20 protein-coding genes are annotated in these 19898 nt (G+C 71.4%); 8 read left to right on the forward strand and 12 right to left on the reverse strand.

The window, feature by feature from the left end; all coding sequences use genetic code 11:
• Window positions 1-87: 87 nt before the first annotated feature.
• From AB0H62_RS20235 to AB0H62_RS20250, 4 genes are all read right to left on the reverse strand, one after another.
• Window positions 88-2208 carry a DUF2156 domain-containing protein gene (locus AB0H62_RS20235; RefSeq protein ID WP_266117907.1) on the reverse strand — a complete coding sequence of 707 codons (2121 nt, stop codon included), beginning with the start codon at window positions 2206-2208 and terminating at the stop codon, window positions 88-90.
• 23 nt (window positions 2209-2231) lie between these two features.
• On the reverse strand, window positions 2232-2933 hold the full coding sequence (locus AB0H62_RS20240; protein WP_360587425.1) for a hypothetical protein: 702 nt from the start codon (window positions 2931-2933) through the stop codon (window positions 2232-2234).
• An 848-nt stretch (window positions 2934-3781) separates the two neighbouring features.
• Window positions 3782-4411, reverse strand: coding sequence for an SDR family NAD(P)-dependent oxidoreductase (locus tag AB0H62_RS20245; protein ID WP_360587427.1), 630 nt, complete (start codon window positions 4409-4411; stop codon window positions 3782-3784).
• A 64-nt stretch (window positions 4412-4475) separates the two neighbouring features.
• Window positions 4476-4646 carry a hypothetical protein gene (locus AB0H62_RS20250; protein ID WP_360587429.1) on the reverse strand — a complete coding sequence of 57 codons (171 nt, stop codon included), beginning with the start codon at window positions 4644-4646 and terminating at the stop codon, window positions 4476-4478.
• Window positions 4647-4837: 191 nt separating this feature from the next.
• Here AB0H62_RS20250 and AB0H62_RS20255 point away from each other — a divergent pair, with 191 nt between their 5' ends.
• Window positions 4838-5218, forward strand: coding sequence for a hypothetical protein (locus AB0H62_RS20255; protein ID WP_220241285.1), 381 nt, complete (start codon window positions 4838-4840; stop codon window positions 5216-5218).
• Between the two features lie 71 nt (window positions 5219-5289).
• Here AB0H62_RS20255 and ligD read toward each other — a convergent pair whose 3' ends face one another.
• Both ligD and AB0H62_RS20265 read right to left on the reverse strand, forming a co-directional pair.
• Window positions 5290-6294: a non-homologous end-joining DNA ligase gene (gene ligD / locus AB0H62_RS20260; protein ID WP_360587431.1), complete on the reverse strand. Its 1005-nt coding sequence runs from the start codon at window positions 6292-6294 to the stop codon at window positions 5290-5292.
• A 70-nt stretch (window positions 6295-6364) separates the two neighbouring features.
• Entirely contained in the window at window positions 6365-7801 is a 1437-nt protein-coding gene (locus AB0H62_RS20265; protein WP_220241287.1) for an amidohydrolase family protein, read from the reverse strand.
• 229 nt (window positions 7802-8030) lie between these two features.
• Between AB0H62_RS20265 and AB0H62_RS20270 the strand changes: the two genes are divergently transcribed.
• The 4 genes from AB0H62_RS20270 to AB0H62_RS20285 all read left to right on the forward strand — a co-directional run bounded on the left by AB0H62_RS20270 (window position 8031) and on the right by AB0H62_RS20285 (window position 11816).
• The gene (locus AB0H62_RS20270) at window positions 8031-8849 is read left to right on the forward strand and encodes an IclR family transcriptional regulator C-terminal domain-containing protein (RefSeq protein ID WP_220241288.1); all 819 of its coding nucleotides are present in this window, start codon (window positions 8031-8033) and stop codon (window positions 8847-8849) included.
• 95 nt (window positions 8850-8944) lie between these two features.
• The gene (locus tag AB0H62_RS20275) at window positions 8945-10123 is read left to right on the forward strand and encodes a CoA transferase (RefSeq protein WP_360587433.1); all 1179 of its coding nucleotides are present in this window, start codon (window positions 8945-8947) and stop codon (window positions 10121-10123) included.
• The gene (locus AB0H62_RS20280; protein ID WP_360587434.1) at window positions 10120-10920 is read left to right on the forward strand and encodes a citryl-CoA lyase; all 801 of its coding nucleotides are present in this window, start codon (window positions 10120-10122) and stop codon (window positions 10918-10920) included. The genes AB0H62_RS20275 and AB0H62_RS20280 overlap by 4 nt, the downstream gene beginning before the upstream one ends.
• Before the next feature lie 32 nt (window positions 10921-10952).
• Window positions 10953-11816 carry a dioxygenase gene (locus tag AB0H62_RS20285; RefSeq protein ID WP_360587435.1) on the forward strand — a complete coding sequence of 288 codons (864 nt, stop codon included), beginning with the start codon at window positions 10953-10955 and terminating at the stop codon, window positions 11814-11816.
• An 83-nt stretch (window positions 11817-11899) separates the two neighbouring features.
• On the opposite strand, the gene AB0H62_RS20290 is transcribed toward AB0H62_RS20285, so the two are convergent.
• Window positions 11900-12076 (reverse strand): DUF397 domain-containing protein, encoded by a 177-nt coding sequence (locus AB0H62_RS20290; protein ID WP_220241292.1) that lies wholly within the window; start codon window positions 12074-12076, stop codon window positions 11900-11902.
• Window positions 12077-12079: 3 nt separating this feature from the next.
• Entirely contained in the window at window positions 12080-12934 is an 855-nt protein-coding gene (locus AB0H62_RS20295; RefSeq protein WP_360587438.1) for a helix-turn-helix transcriptional regulator, read from the reverse strand.
• Window positions 12935-13056: 122 nt separating this feature from the next.
• Between AB0H62_RS20295 and AB0H62_RS20300 the strand changes: the two genes are divergently transcribed.
• From AB0H62_RS20300 to AB0H62_RS20310, 3 genes are all read left to right on the forward strand, one after another.
• Window positions 13057-13314 carry a hypothetical protein gene (locus tag AB0H62_RS20300; RefSeq protein WP_220241294.1) on the forward strand — a complete coding sequence of 86 codons (258 nt, stop codon included), beginning with the start codon at window positions 13057-13059 and terminating at the stop codon, window positions 13312-13314.
• The gene (locus AB0H62_RS20305; protein WP_360587440.1) at window positions 13311-13937 is read left to right on the forward strand and encodes a helix-turn-helix transcriptional regulator; all 627 of its coding nucleotides are present in this window, start codon (window positions 13311-13313) and stop codon (window positions 13935-13937) included. The genes AB0H62_RS20300 and AB0H62_RS20305 overlap by 4 nt, the downstream gene beginning before the upstream one ends.
• Window positions 13938-14193: 256 nt before the next feature.
• On the forward strand, window positions 14194-15570 hold the full coding sequence (locus AB0H62_RS20310; RefSeq protein ID WP_360587442.1) for an NADP-dependent succinic semialdehyde dehydrogenase: 1377 nt from the start codon (window positions 14194-14196) through the stop codon (window positions 15568-15570).
• An 18-nt stretch (window positions 15571-15588) separates the two neighbouring features.
• On the opposite strand, the gene AB0H62_RS20315 is transcribed toward AB0H62_RS20310, so the two are convergent.
• From AB0H62_RS20315 to AB0H62_RS20330, 4 genes are read right to left on the reverse strand one after another with little or no spacing between them, the layout of a single operon-like run.
• A complete protein-coding gene (locus AB0H62_RS20315; protein WP_360587444.1) occupies window positions 15589-16368 on the reverse strand; it encodes an SDR family oxidoreductase in 780 nt (259 codons plus the stop codon).
• Window positions 16369-16412: 44 nt separating this feature from the next.
• Window positions 16413-18152: a biotin carboxylase N-terminal domain-containing protein gene (locus AB0H62_RS20320; protein ID WP_360587446.1), complete on the reverse strand. Its 1740-nt coding sequence runs from the start codon at window positions 18150-18152 to the stop codon at window positions 16413-16415.
• Window positions 18145-19068, reverse strand: coding sequence for an LLM class flavin-dependent oxidoreductase (locus AB0H62_RS20325; protein WP_220241298.1), 924 nt, complete (start codon window positions 19066-19068; stop codon window positions 18145-18147). Before AB0H62_RS20325 ends, AB0H62_RS20320 begins: the two co-directional genes overlap by 8 nt.
• The gene (locus AB0H62_RS20330) at window positions 19068-19892 is read right to left on the reverse strand and encodes a CoA ester lyase (protein WP_360587449.1); all 825 of its coding nucleotides are present in this window, start codon (window positions 19890-19892) and stop codon (window positions 19068-19070) included. Before AB0H62_RS20330 ends, AB0H62_RS20325 begins: the two co-directional genes overlap by 1 nt.
• Window positions 19893-19898: the final 6 nt, after the last annotated feature.

The raw sequence follows: 19898 nt of genomic DNA on the forward strand, positions 1-19898 counted from the left end.
TCTCCCCCGTTGATCAACCCGGCGAGCATAGTCCGCGCAGGTCGAGGGGGAAACGGCCAATCCTCGCCAGGGTGCCCGCCCGTCCCGTCAGTTCTTCCCCATCCGCACCAGCGAGCTCAGCGAGGCGTCCGGCAGGTACGCGCGCGCGAGCGCGACGCCGATCCGCGGCAGGTCGGCCTCCTCGCGGTAGGCGAGGTACATCGGCACGTAGCGGGGCTTGAACTTCGTCTTGAACGCGTGCAGCGAACGGAACCCGTAGTAGGGCTCCATCGCTCCGCCGAACGAGTCGAGGAGTCGTTCGAGCGGCGCGGCGGGCGGCGCCTCCGGGGCGCGGGCCAGCGGGGCGCCCGACAGCGAGACGAAGCGCGCGCCCTCGGCGCGGAACGCCTGGCAGGACGAGGCGATGAGGAACTCCACCACGGGCCGGAACCCGTTGCCGCGGCGGCGCATCACGTCGAGCGTCCAGCCCTCGACCTGCCCGTCGCCGCCGTACACGGGCAGCCACGACGTGACGCCCTGGACCACGCCGTCCGTGTCCACGGCCAGGCCGACGCGGACGCGCGGGTCCAGCGCCTCGTCCACGCCGCCGAGGGTGAAGCCCATCTCGGGCATCCCCTTGTCCCCCACCCACTCCTCGGAGATCGCGCGCACCTGCGCGACAAGCGACCACGGTTCGTCGGCCAGCGTCACCAGGCGGAAGGTGACGCCCTCCTTCACCGCGCGGTTGAGCGCCGAGCGCACGGTCTGCCACGCCTTCCCGCGGAACTCCAGGTCCTCGAGGTCGACGAGGGTGTCCTCGGCGACCTGCACGCGCGCCCAGCCGAGCGAGTCCGTGACGGCGGTGGTCTCGTCGGTGACGGAGAACAGGCACGGCACCAGCCCGGAGTTGTCGCACAGCTCGGCGAACGCCCTGATCGTGCCGGCGGTGTCGGGGCCGATCGGGTCGCCGAGGGCGATGGCCACCCCGGCGTGGCGGCGGTAGGCGAGGTAGCACTCGGCGTCGGGGCCGAAGAAGTGGGAGTTCTCCGGCCAGAGGGTCATCCAGGACAGCGTGCCGCCGCCGTGGCGTTGCAGCAGCTCGGTGGCGCCGTCGACGTCGCGGGAGCCGAGCGCGCGGCGCCGCTTCCGCCGGGAGGGGACGCGGAATGCCCCGCGCGCGGCGATGAGCAGCGTCAGCATGGCGCCCCAGAGCACGGCGTCGGCGATGAGGAACGACGCGTTTTCGATCGTGTAGGCCAGGCCGAAGATCTCCGCGACGAGCACGACCACGGCGATCACGACGCCGAGCGCCACGATCAGCGAGGCGAGCCCCACCGCCCATCGCCAGGCGGCGCGTTTGCCGCGCCGCAGGCCGTTGATCATCAACGCGATCACCACGAGCACGATCGCCAGCTCCGGCACCGAGTCGGCCTGGTCCGCCGTGGAGCCGAGCGGGCTGACGCCGGGCGCGATGCGCACCACGATCTGCACCGCGCCCGCGATGACGAGACCGGTGACCGCCAGCAGCCGCCACTCCCGCCGCGTCGGGCGGCCCGTGGAGCGCAGGCGTTTCGGGCCCGCGAGCCGGCGCGCGAGCGGCAGCGTGAGGCCGACGGCGAGCAGGTGTTCCAGGTCGGCGAGCGTGCCGATGTAGAGGATCGACACCCCGACGTACACGCACAGCAGCGCGCGCAACCGCAGCCGCCACGGTGAGCGGATGGTCGCGCTGACCACGGCGACCACGGCGAGTGCGCCCGCGGAGAACCCGACGTCGGTGCGGCCGGCGAGCTGCGTCGCCCATTCCCAGCCGGTGCCGCGCAGCGCGAGCAGGATCAGCGAAGCGCCGAGGGTGGCGGCCAGCTGCGCGCCCACGGCGATCGCGGCGGTCCGGCGCGTTCCCAGCCGTGCTTCGGATGGGCCGACGAGCAGGGCGAACCCGCCGGCCACCGGCAGGTAGAAGAGCGGGGTCAGCGCGAAGAACGGGCCGGTGAGGAACGTCCACCAGCGGCCGTCGAGGAGCGAGGGCAGGCCGTAGGACACCTGCGGGAACCACTCGCGCGTCTCGACGGCGCTCCACAGCGTGCCCGTCGCCAGGCCGAGCGCGACCATGGCCACGACAACGGCCGTGGTGAACGGGGCGCGCCGCCACAGCACCAGCGCGATCGACCGTGCGCGGCTGAGGAACTCGGGGGTTTTCGCGTGCTCGACGGTCGCGGTGTGTTCTGCCATGGTTGCCGGCCCGGTCCGCGGTCTCAGTACTGCGGCGGCGGGGTCGGCGTGGTCGGCTCCGGGGCCCGGCTGCGGGGCCGGCCCATCGCGAGCGCGACGATGGCGGCCACGACCAGGACCAGCCCGCCGATGAGGAAGCCGAGCGCGTAGCCGAAGAGGCCCGGCAGGTTCAGGTTGACGCTGAGGCGGGAGTCCACGCCGGGTGTGCCGTCGGCGTTCATCACGACCGCGCGGTAGTCGCCGTCGGTGATCTGCCAGGTCACGTCGGTCGCCCCGGACGCGACCCAGAACGGCTGGGTGGCCGGCGGGAACGCCAGTGCCGTGCCGTCGCGGCGGACGGCGTCGAGCGCGAACGGGTCGAGGTTGAAGTTGCGCGCCTGCTCGATCGCCACCCCGGTCAGGTACCGGTCGACGTCCGCGGCGGGCCCGATGCCGATGAACAGGCCGGACGAGTTGCCGCCCGTCGCGTGGACGCTCACCGAGGGCGACCCGAGCGCGCGGGTGAGCCGGCCGGTGTCGGTGATCTGCGCCGTGTCGGTCACGATGGCCGCGGTCGGGGTCGTGACGTCGTGCTCCCCCGACTTCAGCGACCCGCCGGAGCCGAACACGAGCAGCAGGACACCGCCCCCGATGGCCAGGCACACGCCGATCACGAGCACGACCACCGCGATGACGATCACGGCGATCCGCGCGGGGCTGCGGCGCGGCGGATAGGTCTCAGTCATCGGCGCCTCCCCGGCTCGAAGACAGCTCTCGGCAGGCGATCCCCGACCTCAGCGGTCCTCGGGTGTCCTTTGTGGTCGGTGGTGACCAGGAAGGGCCACGCGGTGGAAACTCACCCGTCGAGCTCGCTGCGCGCCAGTTCCCCGCACGATGCGACGCCGGGCTTCGTGGAGCACGCCACGGCCCGGCGACCGAGGAACATCGGCGCAGCATGAATCGGATGGTAACCCCGGTTTCGGGCACCTCCGGCCGGCTCGGGACCGGGCACCGGCCGGATCCCCGCGCGGCTCGGCGTGGATCCGCGGGGCCGGATTCACCGCGGGCGGCTGGGCACGGGCGTCGCGCACGTCGACGTCCTGGTCGCCTTCTCGGGGATCGATGCTGCTGCCTGCGGCGTGCCGGTGCGTCGGCGATCGGGCCTGATTCGGGTGGGCACGGTTCGGGAATCCTCTTGCGGTGCACCGGTTCGGCGGCGCTCACCAGCTTCGGCCATCCGCCCCCGCTCGACGTTCGAGCCACGCGATGACGACCCCCGCCGTGCGCCGAGCCGGGCTCTCTGACGCCGCGGTGCCTGCACCGGCCTTCGGACCGGGTCTCGATCACGTGCGGCCGCGGTGCTGCTGACGGCCTCTTCCGGCGATTGGCTACCGGCTGTGAAAAGTGCATCCGCAACCGGGTGCGTCAGCGCCAGTCGATCGTCGCCGGCGGCCAGAGTCCCTGGACGGCACAGCCGGCGGCGACCAGCCGCCCGCCCGCGTGACGTCGTGGCCCGCGTCGGCCAGGCCCGTCAGCAGCCCGGTGAGCCACGCGATGCCCGCGATCCCGCCTCCGCCCAGGACCAGCGCGCCGGTCACCACGGCAGCTCGCCGTGGCGGTCGGAAAACGTGCCGGTAGGACCGTTCGCGCCGATGCTCGCCAGGCGCACGATCGAGTCGGTGCCCTTCTCGGCGGTCTGGATCCCGTCGCCGCTCATGCCGTGCATCTCGGTCGCGGTGAACCCGGGATCCACCGCGTTCACGCGGATTCCCGGCAGCCCCTTGGCGTACTGCACGGTCAGCATCCCCACCGCCGCCTTCGACGACGCGTACACCGGCAACGGAAACCGCGACTCGTGCCGCTCGGGGTTGTTCACCGTCCCGAACGACCCCAGGCCGCTGCTCACGTTCACGATCACCGGCGTGTCGGACCGTCGTAGCACCGGCAGGAACGCGTGAATCGTCCGGACCACACCGAACACGTTGACGTCGAAGATCTCCCGCATGTGCCCCGCCGTCGCGTCTTCGGGCTTGAGCATGCCCTCGAACGCGCCCGCACAGTTCACGAGCACGTCCAACTCGGTCAACCGGCCGGCCGCCGCGGCAACGGACTCGTCGTCGGTCACATCGAGCTGCAGGAACTTCGCCCCGAGCTGATCCGCGGCCTCGCGGCCCCGCGTAGCGTCCCGCGCTCCGATGTAGACAGTGTGCCCGGCGGCGATCAACCTGCGCGCGGCTTCCGGCCGAGACCCCTGGCGCCGCCGGTGATGGTCATGGATTCTTCCCCCGTCAGCTGTCGGTCTTGTGCAGCTTCAGCACGCGGCCGGTGACGGGGTTCGCCATTGCCCGCAGATACGCCTGCGCCACCTCGGCCGCCGGCACGGGCGTGAAACCGGGGAAATACGGGTGGTAGGCCGTGGATTCGGTGAGGACCGTCGGGCTGACGCAGTTGATGCGCACGCCCCGCGGCAGCTCCGTCGCCGCCGCCTTGACGAACCCCTATCACTGCGTGCCTGTCATTAGATGCCTCCTGTGTCAGTGATTGACATTTCAGCATGGCACGCCAGCGGATGGCTCGTCCACCGGGGGTAGCGCCCGTCACTCCACCTTCGGCGGGCACGGCGGAGAGAGAGTTCTGGCACGATCACGGCGTGGCCCCCGCTCACGACCCGTCCGCGTCGCTGCAACTCCTGGTCTGCCGCGAGATCAGCGCGGTCAGCTTCGTCCGCGACTACGTCGAACTGCATTTCGACGGACCCGTCTTGCGAGCGCTCACGAACCCGTTTGGGATGTACGGCTGCCGCGCATGGCGCTTTCCCGAAGGACAGTCGCTGGTCGTCATGCGCTATTTCGTCGGCAACGTGATCGACGGCTACGAAGTGGTCCCCCACAGCTACCTCGCGGTCGACTCCGGCGAGCATCGCTTCGCCATCCCGCTGGACGACGACTCCCGCAGCGGCCCCGAAGCAGCCCATCTCGTCGGGGTCGATGAAAACGGTCAGCCCGACGCGCGACTGTTGTCGGTCTGGTAGCGAGGACATCATCGACTGACTGACTGCCGCCGCCGACCGCATCTCGGGGCCAGGACAACCCGCTGGTGCGATCAGGGCGACAGAGGAACTTCCACCTCACCCGGCACCCGATCCGGCCTCAACCCCCGCCAAGCCGTGTGCCGAAGCCGCTGGTCGCCCGGAGTCAGGCGGCGGTACACCACCTCGCCGACGAGCGAAGGTGCCAGCCAATGCGCCCCCCGGGCCCGGTCCCGGGGCACCACGTTGGCGAACGGGCTCGCCGGCCGCTCCAACGGCGCCAGCGTCTCCCGCAGATCCACCAGCATCTGCTCGGTGAACCCCGTCCCCACATCACCCAGGTACAGAAGATCGCCCGTCGCAGGATCGTGCGCACCGAGGAGCAGCGCACCCAGGGTCGAAGCGCGACGCCCCTGGCCCGGCCGCCAGCCCCCGAGCACGACTTCCGTGGTGCGGATCAGCGGGTGCTTCAGCCACTCCGGGCTCCGCCGGCCGGGGTGGTACCGCGAAGCTCGCGCCTTGACCACCAGGCCTTCGAGCATCGTCTTCTGAGCCACGTCCAGCAGGTCCTGCGGCGACATCCCCTGCGCCGACAAGTCCGTGTGGGAGTAGGACGGGGTGATGGCCGCCAGGCGGCGGTCCAACGGCGCAAGTGACTCAAGAACACCCCGGCGTTCGTCGTACGGAGCGTCCAAAAGCGAATCACCGCCGAGCCACAGCACGTCGAACACGAAGTACGACACGGAACGCTGGGAACTGTCGTGGTTCTGCAGCAGCCCGAAGTCGGGATGCCCCTGCTCGTCGAGAGCCACGATCTCGCCGTCGAGCACCGCGGGCCGCCCGCCCAGCGCGTCGCCGAACACGCCCAGCAGCTCGGGGAAGCGCCCGGTGAAGTCGTTGTTGTTGCGGCTTGTCAGCACGGTGGTGCCGTCGGGGGCGACGCGCATGATGGAGCGGTAGCCGTCCCACTTGAACTCGTAGGCGTAGTCCGGGCTGTCGCGCAGGAGGCCGCCGTCGGGGGTCGAGAGCATCGGCTCGATCGGGGCCGGCACGCGCGACCGCTCAGCACCGCCTGCCATGCCGGCCTCCCGCCTCGGACGTCCCGCTCGCCCCACCGTAAGGCGAACCGAGCGGAAACGTCCACAGTGGTCACCCGCCGTGCGTGCTGCCGCTCTGGTATTCGGTGTAGGTGTACGGGTTGTCCAGGACCTTCGCCGCGGGAACGTCGGGGTTCATCCCCTGCTCCCAGGCCTCGTCGCCCAGCTGCGCACGCAGGTGTTCGACCGTCGCGTCCACCGTGCGGCGCACCGCCGCGAGGTCGGCGTCCACGAGGCGGCCGTCGCGCTTCACGATGCGGCCGTCGACCAGCACGGTGTGCACGTCGCCGCGCTGGGCCTGGAACGCGATGTGGCCGTGGGGATTGAGCAGCGGGAACGACACCGGCGAGTGATCGTTTTTCACCAGCACCAGGTCGGCCTTCTTGCCGACCTCGACGCTGCCCAGCTCGGCCTCCCGCCCGAGTGCCCTGGCGCCGCCGCGGGTGGCCCACTCCACGACCTGGTCGGCGCGCAGCGCGGCGTGCGTGACGGTGTCGCCCTTCGCGTGCGCCTCAAGGTGCTCGCGGGACCGGTCGGCGCCCAGCGTGGTGCGCATGGCGGAGAACAGGTCGCCGCTCCACCACACCGAGGTGTCCATCGACAGCGACACCGGGATGCCGTGCGAGCGCAGCGCCCAGGTGGGCGGGTAGCCCTGGCCCGCGCTTTGCTCGCTCTCGGTGGACACCGACACCGAGCCGCCGGTCGCGGCGATCCGGTGGTACGAGTCGGCCGAGAGCGACGCGCCGTGCACGTAGATCGTCTCCGGCGTCATGAAGCCGTGGTCGTGCATGAGGCGGATGCCGTCGTCGCCGGTCGCGCCCCACACGCCCGCGTGCGTGGTCACGGGGACGCCGAGCTCACGCGCGACCTCGAACGCCGGCTTCTCCGGGAACGCCGGGTCGCCGGTCACGTCGAACGCCAGCTGGAAGCCGAGCATCGGGTCGCCGGTCATGCGGCGCGCGACGAACTCGCGGAACTCGGGCGTGGCGGTCCAGTGCGCCGGCGCGTCCTGGATGTTGCCGTATGCCAGCACGAACCGGCCCGGCACGGCCTGCAGCGCGTCCACGGCCGCGTCGGCGTGCTCGGTCGTCTGCAGCCCGTGCGACCAGTCCACTGTGGTCGTCACGCCGGCATCGAGCGCTTCCCAGGCGGACAGCACGTTGCCCGCGTAGACGTCGGCCGGGCGAAATGTCTTGCCGTGTTCGAGGTAGTACCAGACGAAGTACTGCGTCAGCGTCCAGTCGGCGCCGTAGCCGCGCATCGCCGTCTGCCACATGTGCCGGTGCGTGTCGATCATGCCCGGCATCACGATGCCGCCGGTCGCGTCGATCTCCACGGTGCCTTCGGGCACGGCCAGCTCCGGGCCGACGGCGGTGATCGTGTCGCCGGTGACCAGCACGTCGTGCCCGGGCAGCACGCGGCGGGTGGCGTCGACGGTCAGCACGGTCCCGCCGCGCAGGACGACCGGCCGGCCGGTGGGCTCGCTCATGGCTGCCTCTCTTCCACGCCGGAGCCCCCTCGGACCCCTGACGCGTACAATCGTCCGCTTGACGGACAACCAGTGGGGTGCAGACACTTTTGCGCACCGCGGAGCCCCTGTCAATGCCCGGCCGGGCCCCGGCGTCGCGCGAGGCTGGGCGACGCTGTCCGTCTCGCGGACAGAGAGCGGATACGCTTCGCGGGACGCAGTGCCCGCCAGGCCGTGAGGAGGTCGTGCCATGCCACGAGAGGGAACCGGTCCGGACTTCATCGAGGCGCTCGCCCGCGGGCTCGAAGTGATCGCCGCCTTCCGGCCCAACCAGCCGGTGATGACGCTCGCCGAGGTCGCGACCGCCACGAAGCTGGCCCGCCCCACCGCGCGGCGGATCCTGCTGACGCTGGAAGAACTCGGCTACGTGCGCGCGGCCGAGCGTGGTTACGCCCTCACGCCCCGCGTGCTCGAGCTCGGCGTCGCCTACGTGCGGTCGATGGGCCTGTGGGACATCGCGCGCCCGCACCTGGAGAAGCTCGTGGCGCAGACGAACGAGTCCTGCTCGATCGCGCAGCTCGACGGGTCCGACATCGTCTACGTGGCCCGGGTTTCGGTGCCGAAGATCGTGTCGCTGGCCGTGCAGATCGGCACCCGGTTCCCGGCGTTGCCGACATCGCTGGGCAAAGTCCTGCTCGCTGCCCTGTCACCCGAGGAGCTCGAGACGACCCTCGCCGAGCCGACGCGCTCCGGGCTCGTGCCGCGCTGGCAGCCCGGTCACGCCGAACGCGACGCCGAGCTGCGTGAGGTCCGCGCCCGCGGCTGGGCGCTGACCGACGAGCAGCTCACCCTCGGCATCCGCTCGGTGGCGGCGCCCCTGCGCGACGGGTCCGGCCGCGTGATCGCGAGCGTCAACGTCAACTGCCACGCCGCCGAGACCCCGGTCGACCGCCTGATCGGCCACCACCTGCCACTGCTGCTGCAGGCCGCGGGCGACATCAGTGCGGACTTCGCGCGCCTGCAGGACGTGCCCCACAGTGCTGCCGCCACCGCGCCGGCCGTGTCCTGACCCACGCTTGACCGGCGCGTCGCACTGGCGCAGACTCTCGGTTGGACGACTCGGACGGACAGTGGTCCGCCTGACGGACCGAAGAGAGGCGAAGCATGGAAGACTCCCCGGCGGGAGCGGGCACCGGACCGCTGTCGGGGCTGCTGGTGGCGGACTTCTCCCGGGTGCTGGCCGGCCCGTACGCCACGATGCTGCTCGCCGACCTCGGCGCCGAAGTCGTGAAGGTCGAGGGCCCACAGGGCGACGAGACCCGCACCTGGATGCCGCCGGTGCGCGGCGAGACCTCCACCTACTACCTCGGCGTGAACCGCGGCAAGCGCTCCATCGCCCTGGATCTGCGAGACGAGGGCGACGCGGCGGTCGGGCGCGAGCTCGCCGCCCGGGCCGACGTGCTCATCGAGAACTTCAAGCCCGGCGGCCTCGCCAAGTACGGCCTCGATTACGAGACCGTCCGCGCCCTCAACCCCGGCCTCGTCTACGCGTCGATCACCGGCTTCGGCTCCGGCGCGGGCAGCCACGTGCCCGGTTACGACCTGATGGTGCAGGCGATCTCCGGCCTGATGAGCCTCACCGGCGACCCCGCCGGGCCGCCGTACCGCGCCGGCATCTCCGTGTTCGACGTGATGGCCGGCAACCACGCCGTGATCGGCATCCTCGCCGCGTTGCGCCACCGCGACGCGACCGGCGCCGGCCAGCTCGTGGAGGTCAACCTGCTGTCCTCGGCGCTCACCGGGCTGGTGAACCACAGCTCCGCCTACGTCGCGGGGGGCGTGGTCCCCTACCGGATGGGCAACGCGCACCCCAGCGTGTTCCCGTACGAGCCGCTGCCGACCGCCGACGACGACATCATCGTCGCCGCGGCCAACGACGGCCAGTTCCGCAAGCTGTGCGACGTGCTCGCCATCCCGGAGATCGCCGAAGACCCGCGCTTCGCGCACAACGCCGACCGCACGCGCAACCGCGAGGAGCTGCGCCCGATCCTCGTCGAGCGCCTGGCCGCCCGCGGCGCCGTCGACTGGTTCGAGGCCCTCACGGCCGTGGGCGTGCCGTGCGGCCCGATCTCCACGATCGACGGCGGCTTCGCGATGGCCGAGCGGTTCGGGCTCGATCCCGTGGTCGAAGTCGGCGAAGGCGACCGCGCGGTGCCCACGACGCGCCACCCGCTGCGGCTCTCGGCGACCCCGGCGTCCTACCGGCTGCCGCCGCCGGAGCTCGACGAGCACGGTGCCGAGCTGCGCGCCTGGCTCCGTACCCCGCGAGAGGAATCCGAGTGAGCGAACCGCCCGTGTACGAGACGGCGCTCGGAGCGTCGTCGCTCGACAAGATCACCCTGCTCGGCCAGGACCTGGCCCACGACGTGATGGGCAAGGTCGGCTTCGGCGAGCTGGCCTTCTGGCTCGCGACGCAGCGCCGGCCGACGCCGGGCGAGACCCGCGTGTTCGAGGCCGTGCTCGCGGCGCTGGCCGACCACGGCTTCACCCCGACCGCGATCGTCACGCGGCTGACCTACCTGTCCGCGCCCGACTCGATCCAGGGCGCGCTCGCCGCCGGCCTGCTCGGCGGTGGCTCGCGCTTCCTCGGCGTCACCGAGGACTGCGGCCGCTTCCTGCACGAGGTGCTCGCCTCGGCCGGCGACCTCCCCACCGACGACGCCGGCTGGGACGCGCTCGCCCTCAAAACCGTGCGCACGAAACGGGAAGCCCGCGAGTTCGTCCCCGGGCTCGGGCATCACGTGCACAAGCAGGGCGACCCGCGCACGCCGCGCCTGCTGGAGATCGCCGCCGAGGAAGGGCTCGTCGGCCCGCACCTGGCGCTGTTCACCGCGATCGGCCGCGTGCACCCGCAGGTGCTCGGCAAAACGCTGCCGCTCAACGGCGCGGGCGTCTGCGGCGCGGCGCTGGCCGACCTCGGGCTGCCGCTGGAACTGCTGCGCGGGTTTGCCCTGCTGGCCCGCACGGCCGGGCTCATCGGGCAGCTCGCCGAGGAACTGCGCCACCCCGTGGGCAACGACATCTTTCTCGCGGTAGACCTGAACAACCGGCCCGTGGAGCCGGACCCGTACACGCCCTGACCCCACGGAATCCGGTCGAGAAGAGGACGTCAATGGAGCTCGTCACCGAGGACAACATCACGGAGCTGGCCGCGCAGCGGTGGGGCACCGCGCACGACCCGCGCACGAAGGAGCTGATGACCGCGCTCGTGCGCCACCTGCACGACTTCGCGCGCGAAGTGCGGCTCACCGAGCCGGAGTGGATGGCCGCGATCCAGTGGCTCACCAGGACGGGCCAGATCAGCGACGAGAAGCGCGAGGAGTTCATCCTCGCCTCCGACGTGCTCGGCCTGAGCATGCTCGTCGTGCAGATGAACCACTCCTTCGAGAAGGAAGCCACGCCGGCCACGGTGCTCGGCCCGTTCCACATCGACGGCTCCCCCGAGCTCGACTTCGGCGGCGACATGTCCGACGGCGTCGAGGGCACCCCGCTCTACGTCAGCGGCGCCGTCCGTTCCCTCGATGGCTCTCCCGTCGCCGGCGCGCTGCTCGACGTGTGGCAGGCGGACGCCGACGGCTCGTACGAGTCGCAGCTGCCGGAGATCGACGAAGCCCGGCTGCGCGCGAAGTACACCGCTCGCACCGACGGCACCTACTGCGTGCGCACGATCGCCCCGAAGGGGTACTCGATCCCGATGGACGGTCCCGTCGGCGACCTGATCTCGCGCACCGACATCAGCCACTTCCGCCCGGCCCACGTGCACTTCCTCGTGAACGCCGCCGGGCACGAGCCGCTGATCACGCACCTGTTCCAGGAAGGCGCCCAGTACCTCGACAGCGACGTCGTGTTCGGCACCAAGCAGGAGCTCGTGGTCACCTTCGAGCCCCGCGAGCCGGGCCCGACACCCGACGGCGGCGAGTCGGCCGTGCCGTGGGTCGAGGCGCGCTACGACTTCGTCCTGCAGCCCGTCGGCTGATCCCGAGAATCCCGAGAATCCCGGCAGCAGAGACAGCAAAAGGCCCCCAGCGCTCACGAGTCGCTGGGGGCCTTCTTGCGCGGTCAGCGCCCGAGCTGCTCCAGCAAGGCCGGCCACGCGGCGGCGCGAACGTCGAGTTCGCCGCCCTGGCGGTCCTTGGTGTCCCGGATGCCGACCGACTCGATGCCCACGGCGACCTCGACGCATTGCCCTTCACTGCTCGAATACGACGAGGTGCGCCACAGCCGGGTCTCGTTCACGTTCTACCCGCCTTGGTGCTCGGTTCGAATGGTCGCCATCAGGCTAGTCGAATCCTCGAAGCTCAACGCTGTCGCCTGGAGCGCCTCCCAGGCCGACTCATACCGGTCCACGTCGCGAGTCTCCTCCAGGTATGAGCCACCGGCGAGGGTGTCGAGGTAGACATACGTGGCCCGATCGGCAAGATCGAGCAGCGTGAAGGGAGTTCCCATCGCCGGATGGCCGCTCATGTCCGTCGGGAGCACCTGCACACGGATGCCGGGCGAGTTGGCCGCCGAGATCAGCGCGGCCACTTGGTCCGCCATCACGCCGCGACCGCCGACGGGGCGCCGCAGCGCCATCTCGTCGAGGATCACCCACATCCGCAGGTCTCGGGATCGGGCACTCTCCTGGAGTTCGGTTCGGACCTTGAGCCGCTGCTGGATTGTCTCCTCGCTGGCATCCGGCAGACCGAGGCGCAGAACCGCCTCGGTGTACCCGCTGGTCTGGAGCGCGCCCGGCACGATGCCTTCCTCGAACTCGCGAATGCGAACTGCATCGGCCTGCATTTCGATGTAGTCCGTCAGCCGGCCGAGCGCATCATCGGAGTACGCCGCCCACCACCCGCGCTGCTTGGAGCTTCGCGCGAGCTGCACGAGCGCATCCGTTGTCTGCTGGTCCGCCCCGTAGACCTGGGCGAGCCGGTAGGTGTCGTCGCCGTTGACCATGTGCCGCAGCGTTTCGATCCGGCTGAGCTTGGCTTCGGAGAACCCCGCGGCCTCGGCAGCGTCCACAATGGTCAGCCCCGCTTCGGTGCGCAGCCGGCGAAGCGCCGACACCAGGCGCCGACGGCGAAGGGAAGGCGGGTTGGACACGATCATGCTCCTTTCGAGTGAGGCGAGAGTGTAAATATTGCACTCTCGCCTCATCTACTTCAAAGTGTAGCCTCGTGCACACGTGACGTGTTCGGGGAGGGTGAGCGATGACAATAGCGGCAGATGATGTGACCGGCGAGCTGTCACCGGCGATGATCGAGCGTGGCCTGTTCGCCGTGCATTTCTGGGCGGGAGACACGCGTAACCACCGGTACCTGCGCGCTCAGCTGGAAGACGAGGAACGGGACACCTTCAGCCCCGGCTGCACGCAGAACGGCTTCGTCATTCCCGCGCGGTGGGCGTTCCGCTCGGAACTGTCGCAGGAACTCGGCGACGACCGTGACAGGGCACGCGACTGCCGCACCTGCTTCCGGCGGCCGCGATGACCGCACTGGTCCAGCGGTCGGCGCTCGCGCAACTCGACATCGTCGCCGCGCGGCTCGAAGAGATCCGCGTCGCCGAGGGCCTCACCCTGCGGGAAGCGGGGCGGATCCTCGGCATGCTCGCCGGCAACATCCACTCGCTGCGCACCCGGGCCCGCACCAGCCAGACCCTGCCTACCCTCGACGCCTACGCCCGCCACCTCGGCTACCGCCTGCACGTCGTCCTCGTCGAAGACGACCCGGGACAACGCCGCCCGCCCTGGCGCGAGCGCATGCCCCACGGCGACAACGCCGGCGACGCCCAGGCGATGTCCGAACTGTGGCAGCTCCTGCAACACCTGCACACGCTGCGCCAGAAGGCCGGCCTGACCCGCGACGAGGTCGCCGAAACCCTCGGCATCAGCCCACTCACCTTGTGGCGCCTGGAAAACAACCCCGGCGCAGCGGATGCGGCCTTCACCAACGTGCTGCTCTACGCCCGCTTCTACGGCTACACCGTCCAACTCCTCCTCGCCGAGCCGCTGGAGGTGACGGCGATCGGCAAATGGATGCGCGACGACGGCTCAGTGATCTACGACGGCAACCCCGAAACCGGCGACGACGAAGACCACCCCGACGACGAATGATCTCCCGGCTGCCGCGTGCTGACCCCGACCAGGTGCGGCGGCCGGGTTCCCACTCCCGCCTCGGGCGGGCTGAGCCGAAGCCTCCAGGGACTCACGAGCCTGGGGGCTTCGTGCTGCGGCCTGTCTGCCGCTGGTTTGCCCGCCAGTGGTTTGCCTGCCGCTGGTTTGCCTGCTGCTGGGGCCGGGAAGACCTAGGCTCGTGTTGGGGACGGCCCGCGCGGCCGCACCGCGACGAGGAGAAGGGACGGCTCCGCCCATGGCGATCGCCACCATCAACCCCGCGACCGGGGAGACGGTCAAGACGTTCACCGAGCTGACCGAGGCCGAGGTCCGGGACAGGATCGGGATCGCGCACGAACAGTGGCAGACCTACCGGCGCACCACGTTCGCCGAGCGCGCCGCGCTGCTGCACGCCACCGCCGACCTTCTCGAAAAAGAAGCCGACGACGTCGCGCGGATGATGACGACCGAGATGGGCAAGACGCTCGCCTCGGCCCGCGCCGAGGCGCTGAAGTCCGCCAAGGGCATGCGGTACTACGCCGACCACGCGCAAGCGTTCCTCGCCGACGAGCCGCTGCCGGACCCGTCGGTGGTCGGCGCGTCGCGCGCGCTGGGCCGCTACCAGCCGCTGGGGGTGGTGCTGGCCGTGATGCCGTGGAACTTCCCGCTGTGGCAGGTGATGCGCTTCGCCGCGCCCGCGCTGATGGCGGGCAACGTCGGGCTGCTCAAGCACGCGTCCAACGTGCCGCAGTGTGCCCTGTACCTCGAGGACGTGTTCCGCCGCGGCGGATTCGGCGAAGGCTGCTTCCAGACGCTGCTGGTCTCCGCGCACCAGGTCGAGCCGATCCTGCGTGACGCGCGCGTCGCCGCCGCCACGCTCACCGGCAGCGAGCCGGCCGGGCGCTCGGTCGCCGCGATCTGCGGTGACGAGGTGAAGCACACCGTGCTGGAACTGGGCGGCAGCGATCCGTTCGTGGTGATGCCTTCGGCCGACCTCGACCGCGCGGCCGAGACCGCGGTGACGGCGCGCACGCAGAACAACGGCCAGTCGTGCATCGCGGCGAAGCGCTTCATCGTGCACACCGACGTCTACGACGAGTTCGCCAGGAAGTTCGTGGAGCGGATGCGGGCGCTGACCGTCGGCGACCCGTTCGACGACGACACGAAGGTCGGGCCGCTGGCCACGGAACAGGGCCGCGCCGACGTCGAGGAACTGGTGGACGAGGCCGTTTCCGCGGGCGCCACCGTGCTGTGCGGTGGGAAACGGCCGGAAGGCCCGGGCTGGTTCTACCCTCCGACGGTGATCACCGACATCACGCGCGAGATGCGCATCTTCACCGAAGAGGTGTTCGGCCCGGTCGCCTCGCTCTACCGCGTGGCGGACCTCGACGAGGCGCTGGAGATCGCGAACGCGACTCCGTTCGGCCTCGGGTCCAACGCGTGGACCGAGGACGCCGGCGAGATCGAGCGGTTCATCGACGACCTCGACGCCGGGCAGGTGTTCATCAACGGCATGACGGTGTCCTACCCGGAGCTGCCGTTCGGCGGCGTGAAGCGCTCGGGTTACGGCCGCGAGCTGTCGTCGCACGGGATCCGGGAGTTCTGCAACCTCAAGACGGTCTGGGTCGGCTGACGCTCGGGGGCCCGGGCGTCAGAGCACGCCCGGGAACGCCCCGCCGTCGATGAGCAGGCTCTGGCCGGTGACGAACCCCGCCTGCGCCGAGCACAGGTAGGCGCACGCCGCGCCGAACTCCGCGGGCTCGCCGAACCGGCCGGCGGGGATCGCCGCGCGTTGCCGGTCCGCAACGGCTTCCGGCGTCACTCCCGCGTTCGCAGCCGCCGTTTCCTGACCCGAACGCAGGCGGCGGGTGTCGAACGAGCCGGGCAGCAGGAAGTTGATCGTCACGTTGGCGTGCGCGACGGACCGGGCGACGCCGGCGAGGAACCCGGTGAGGCCGGCCCGCGCGCCGCTGGAGAGGTCGAGTCCGGCGAGCGGCATCTTGACCGAGCCGGAGGTGATGTTCACGATCCGGCCGAACCGGCGTTCCACCATGCCGTCGACGACCAGCTGCACCAGCCGGATCGGCGTGGCCATGTTGGCGCGCACGCCGGCGAACAGCGCGTCTTCGTCAACCTCGCGGAAGTCGCGGAACGGCGGACCGGCGTTGTTGTTCACGAGGATGTCGACCGGTCCCGCGGCCGAGAGCAGCGCGTCCTGCACGGCGTGGTCGCCGAGGTCGCCCGCCACGGGCACCACGGTCGCGCCCGTTTCCGCCGCGAGCTCCGCGGCCGCGGCGCGCGTCGAGTCCTCCGAGCGCCCGTTGACGACGACGGTGCAGCCCGCCCGGGCGAGCTCCACCGCGCAGGCCCGCCCGAGGCCCTGGGTCGACGCACACACCACGGCCGTGCGGCCGGCGATTCCGAGATCCACGAGCGTGCTCCCCTGTCGTACCAACGGAAACTCCCCGGTGGACCTTACCCGGCGATCTCGCAGAGCACCTCGCCCTGGGCGCGGCTGTCGCCCACCGCCACCGCGAGTCCCGTGACCACGCCGGATTTGTGCGCCTTCACCGGGTTCTCCATCTTCATCGCCTCCACCACGGCGATGAGGTCGCCGGCCTCGACCGGGTCGCCTTCGGCCACGGCGAGCTTCACGACCGTGCCCTGCATCGGCGTCGTCACCGCGTCGCCGGACACGGCCGTCGCGCGGGGACCGAGCGCCACGGCCGCGGAAGCCGCGCGGATCTCGTCGGCCCGGCTGCCCACTTCGGACAGACCGGGCAAGGACACCCGCAGGGCGCGGCCGCCGACGGAGATCGACACCTTGCCGTCGTCGGCGGGTTCGGCGGAGTACTCGGGCAGGGTGTTGGCGAAGTCCTCCTCGATCCAGCGCGTGTGGACGGTGAACCCGTTCTCGGCCGTGAACGCCGGGTCGCGCACCACGGCGCGGTGGAACGGCACCACGGTCGCGAGACCCTCCACCGCCAGCTCGGCCAGCGCCCGCCGGCTGCGAGCCAGGGCCGTCGCGCGGTCGGGCCCGGAGACGATCAGCTTGGCCAGCATCGAGTCGAACTGTCCACCCACGACGCTGCCCGCCTCCACACCGGAGTCCAGGCGGATGCCGGGGCCCTCGGGTACGTCGAAGCGGCGCACGGTGCCGGGCATCGGGAGGAACCCGCGGCCCGGATCCTCGCCGTTGATGCGGAACTCGAACGCGTGCCCGTGTGGTTCGGGATCGGCGATGGTCAGCCGCTCGCCGCGGGCGATGCGGAACTGCTCCAACACGAGGTCGAGGCCTGTCGTCTCCTCGGTCACGGGGTGCTCGACCTGCAGACGGGTGTTGACCTCCAGGAACGAGATCGTGCCGTCGGTGCCCACGAGGTATTCGACAGTACCCGCGCCGAGGTATCCCGCCGCGGCGCAGATCTGCTTGGCGGACGAGTGGATCAGCGCGCGCTGCTCGGCGCTCAGGAACGGCGCCGGGGCTTCCTCCACCAGCTTCTGGTGACGGCGCTGCAACGAGCAGTCGCGGGTGCCGGCCACGACGACCGTGCCGTACGCGTCGGCGAGCACCTGCGCCTCGACGTGCCGGGGGTGGTCGAGGTAGCGCTCGACGAAACACTCGCCCCGGCCGAAGGCCGCGACGGCTTCGCGCGTGGCGGACTCGAACAGTTCGGGGATCTCTTCGAGCGTGCGCGCGACCTTGAGCCCGCGACCCCCACCGCCGAACGCTGCCTTGATCGCCACCGGCAGCCCGTGCTCACGCGCGAACGCCACGACCTCCTCGGCCGACGCCGCCGGCTCCTCGGTCCCCGGCACCAGCGGCGCGCCGACGGACCGGGCGATCTTGCGCGCGGTCACCTTGTCGCCGAGGTCGCGGATCGCCTGCGGGCCCGGGCCGATCCACACGAGACCGGCGTCGAGCACGGCCTGGGCGAAGGCGGCGTTCTCCGAGAGGAACCCGTAGCCGGGGTGCACGGCGTCGGCGCCGCTGACCTTGGCGACGTCGAGGATCTTGTCGATGTCCAAATAGGACTCGGCGGCCGTGCTGCCGTGCAGCGCGTAGGCCTCGTCGGCGAGTCGGGTGTGCGGTGCCCGGGCGTCCGGATCGGCGTAGACGGCGACCGAAACCAGCCCGGCGTCGCGCGCGGCGCGGATCACGCGGACCGCGATCTCGCCCCGGTTCGCGACCAGGACCTTGGTGAACTCAGACACGGGACATCCCCCTCTCCCGGATCCCCGGGAGGACCTCGGTGGCGAACAGGTCGATCGCGCGGTCGTGATCCGCGCACGCGGGCGCGAAGATCACGCTCTCGGCACCCGCTTCGGCGTACTCCGCCAGCCGCTCACGCACGCGCGCCGGCGTGCCGAACAACAGGTAACGGTCGGCGTGGCCCTCGAAGTCCTGGCGGTAGGTCTCGCTCACGGCCGACACCACCTCACGCCGGGCCCGGTCGCCGTCGGTGTCCACACTGGACCACATGTACACGCCGCCGCGAATGTCCTCGGGCCGCCGCCCGTACCCCACGGCCAGCTCCCGCACCTGCGCCAGGCTGTCGCGCAGCCGATCCGGCGCGACCAGGTAGGGCAGCCAGCCGTCACCGTGCCGCGCGGCCCGCCGCATCGCCGCGCGCCGCCGGCCACCGACCCACACCGGCGGCCGACGTTCGGGCACCGGCTGGAGCTCCTGATCCTTGATGGTCGTGAACTCGCCGTCGAACGTCACCGGGCCCCCGGCGAGCAGCCGGTCGAGCACCTCGAGGGCCTCGTCGGTCCGGCGGCCGCGCTCGGCCAGCGGCACGCCGACGGCCTCGAACTCCGGCGGATGCTCACCACCCACGCCGACCCCCAGCTCGAACCGGCCGCGAGACACCGCCGCGAGCGTCGCCACGAGCTTCGCCGCCAGCGCCGCCGGATACACCGGCAGGATCGTGAGCGCGCTCATCAGCCCGAGCCGCTCGGTCGCCCCGGCCGCCGCGGCCAGCCCCACGAAGGCGTTGGTCATCGGCCCGTGAAAGAACACGTGTTCACCACAACAGAAGAAGTCGAACCCGGCTTCCTCGGCCCTGCGCGCGACCGCGGGGATCTCCCCCGGATCGCCCGCGGGCGGGAACATCAACCCGACGCGCATCACGCCTCCCCCGGCACTCGGGCCAGCACTGTGCGCGCCATGCGGACGTGGACGTCGTCGACCATCTGGCCGTCGACGACGGCGACGCCGGAGTCGGCGGCGGCCAGGACGGCGCGCGCGTGGGCGACCTCGTCCGGGGCGGGCGTGAAGACCTCGTGCGCCAGCTCGACCTGGCGGGGGTGCACGCAGATCTTGCCCGTGTAGCCGATCGCGCGGCCCTGGTGGGCGTCGGCGCGGAAGCGGTCGTCGTCGCGGATCGAGACGACGGCCTGGTCCACTGTGGACACCCCGCACAGATGGGCGGCCAACCGCACTTCACTGCGGGCGTACAAGACCTCGTCCCCGCGGGCGGTGCGGACGCCGCCGATGTCGGCGATGTAGTCCTCCGCTCCGAAGTAGACGGAGTCGATCCCGGCGCGCAGCAGGTCACGGCAGAACGCCACGCCGCGCACGGTCTCCAGCCCGGCGATCACCGGCACGTCGGGACCGACCCGCGCCCGCACCGCGTCGATCTCCTCACGCCGCTCGTACTTGGGCAGCACCACGCCGACGCCGCCCAGCGAAGCCACCGCGGCCAGGTCGTCCGCGAACCACGGCGAGGTGACGGGGTTGACCCGCACCAGCACCGTCGTCGAAGGGCCGGCGTCGAAGCCCGCCAGTGCGGCCACGGTCGTCTCCCGCGCTTCGGCCTTCTGCGCGGCGGGCACGGCGTCCTCGAGGTCGACCACGGCCGCGTCGGGCGCGATCGCCGGGATCTTCGCGATCATCGCCGCTTTCGAGCCCGGCATGAACAGCAGGCTGCGGGGCACCAGTCCGTCCGACATCAAAGC

It is taken from the genome of Amycolatopsis sp. NPDC050768 (assembly GCF_040654155.1).
In the GTDB taxonomy this organism is placed as follows: Bacteria; Actinomycetota; Actinomycetes; order Mycobacteriales; family Pseudonocardiaceae; genus Amycolatopsis.

What these genes read in the sequence shown, in the direction of transcription:
- ligD (WP_360587431.1), bottom strand. Translation starts at nt 6,294, where the DNA reads ATGGCAGGCGGTGCTGAGCGGTCGCGCGTGCCGGCCCCGATCGAGCCG.
- AB0H62_RS20240 (WP_360587425.1), bottom strand. Translation starts at nt 2,933, where the DNA reads ATGACTGAGACCTATCCGCCGCGCCGCAGCCCCGCGCGGATCGCCGTG.
- AB0H62_RS20310 (WP_360587442.1), top strand. Translation starts at nt 14,194, where the DNA reads ATGGCGATCGCCACCATCAACCCCGCGACCGGGGAGACGGTCAAGACG.
- AB0H62_RS20330 (WP_360587449.1), bottom strand. Translation starts at nt 19,892, where the DNA reads ATGTCGGACGGACTGGTGCCCCGCAGCCTGCTGTTCATGCCGGGCTCG.
- AB0H62_RS20275 (WP_360587433.1), top strand. Translation starts at nt 8,945, where the DNA reads ATGGAAGACTCCCCGGCGGGAGCGGGCACCGGACCGCTGTCGGGGCTG.
- AB0H62_RS20305 (WP_360587440.1), top strand. Translation starts at nt 13,311, where the DNA reads ATGACCGCACTGGTCCAGCGGTCGGCGCTCGCGCAACTCGACATCGTC.
- AB0H62_RS20295 (WP_360587438.1), bottom strand. Translation starts at nt 12,934, where the DNA reads ATGATCGTGTCCAACCCGCCTTCCCTTCGCCGTCGGCGCCTGGTGTCG.
- AB0H62_RS20285 (WP_360587435.1), top strand. Translation starts at nt 10,953, where the DNA reads ATGGAGCTCGTCACCGAGGACAACATCACGGAGCTGGCCGCGCAGCGG.
- AB0H62_RS20325 (WP_220241298.1), bottom strand. Translation starts at nt 19,068, where the DNA reads ATGCGCGTCGGGTTGATGTTCCCGCCCGCGGGCGATCCGGGGGAGATC.
- AB0H62_RS20235 (WP_266117907.1), bottom strand. Translation starts at nt 2,208, where the DNA reads ATGGCAGAACACACCGCGACCGTCGAGCACGCGAAAACCCCCGAGTTC.
- AB0H62_RS20265 (WP_220241287.1), bottom strand. Translation starts at nt 7,801, where the DNA reads ATGAGCGAGCCCACCGGCCGGCCGGTCGTCCTGCGCGGCGGGACCGTG.
- AB0H62_RS20270 (WP_220241288.1), top strand. Translation starts at nt 8,031, where the DNA reads ATGCCACGAGAGGGAACCGGTCCGGACTTCATCGAGGCGCTCGCCCGC.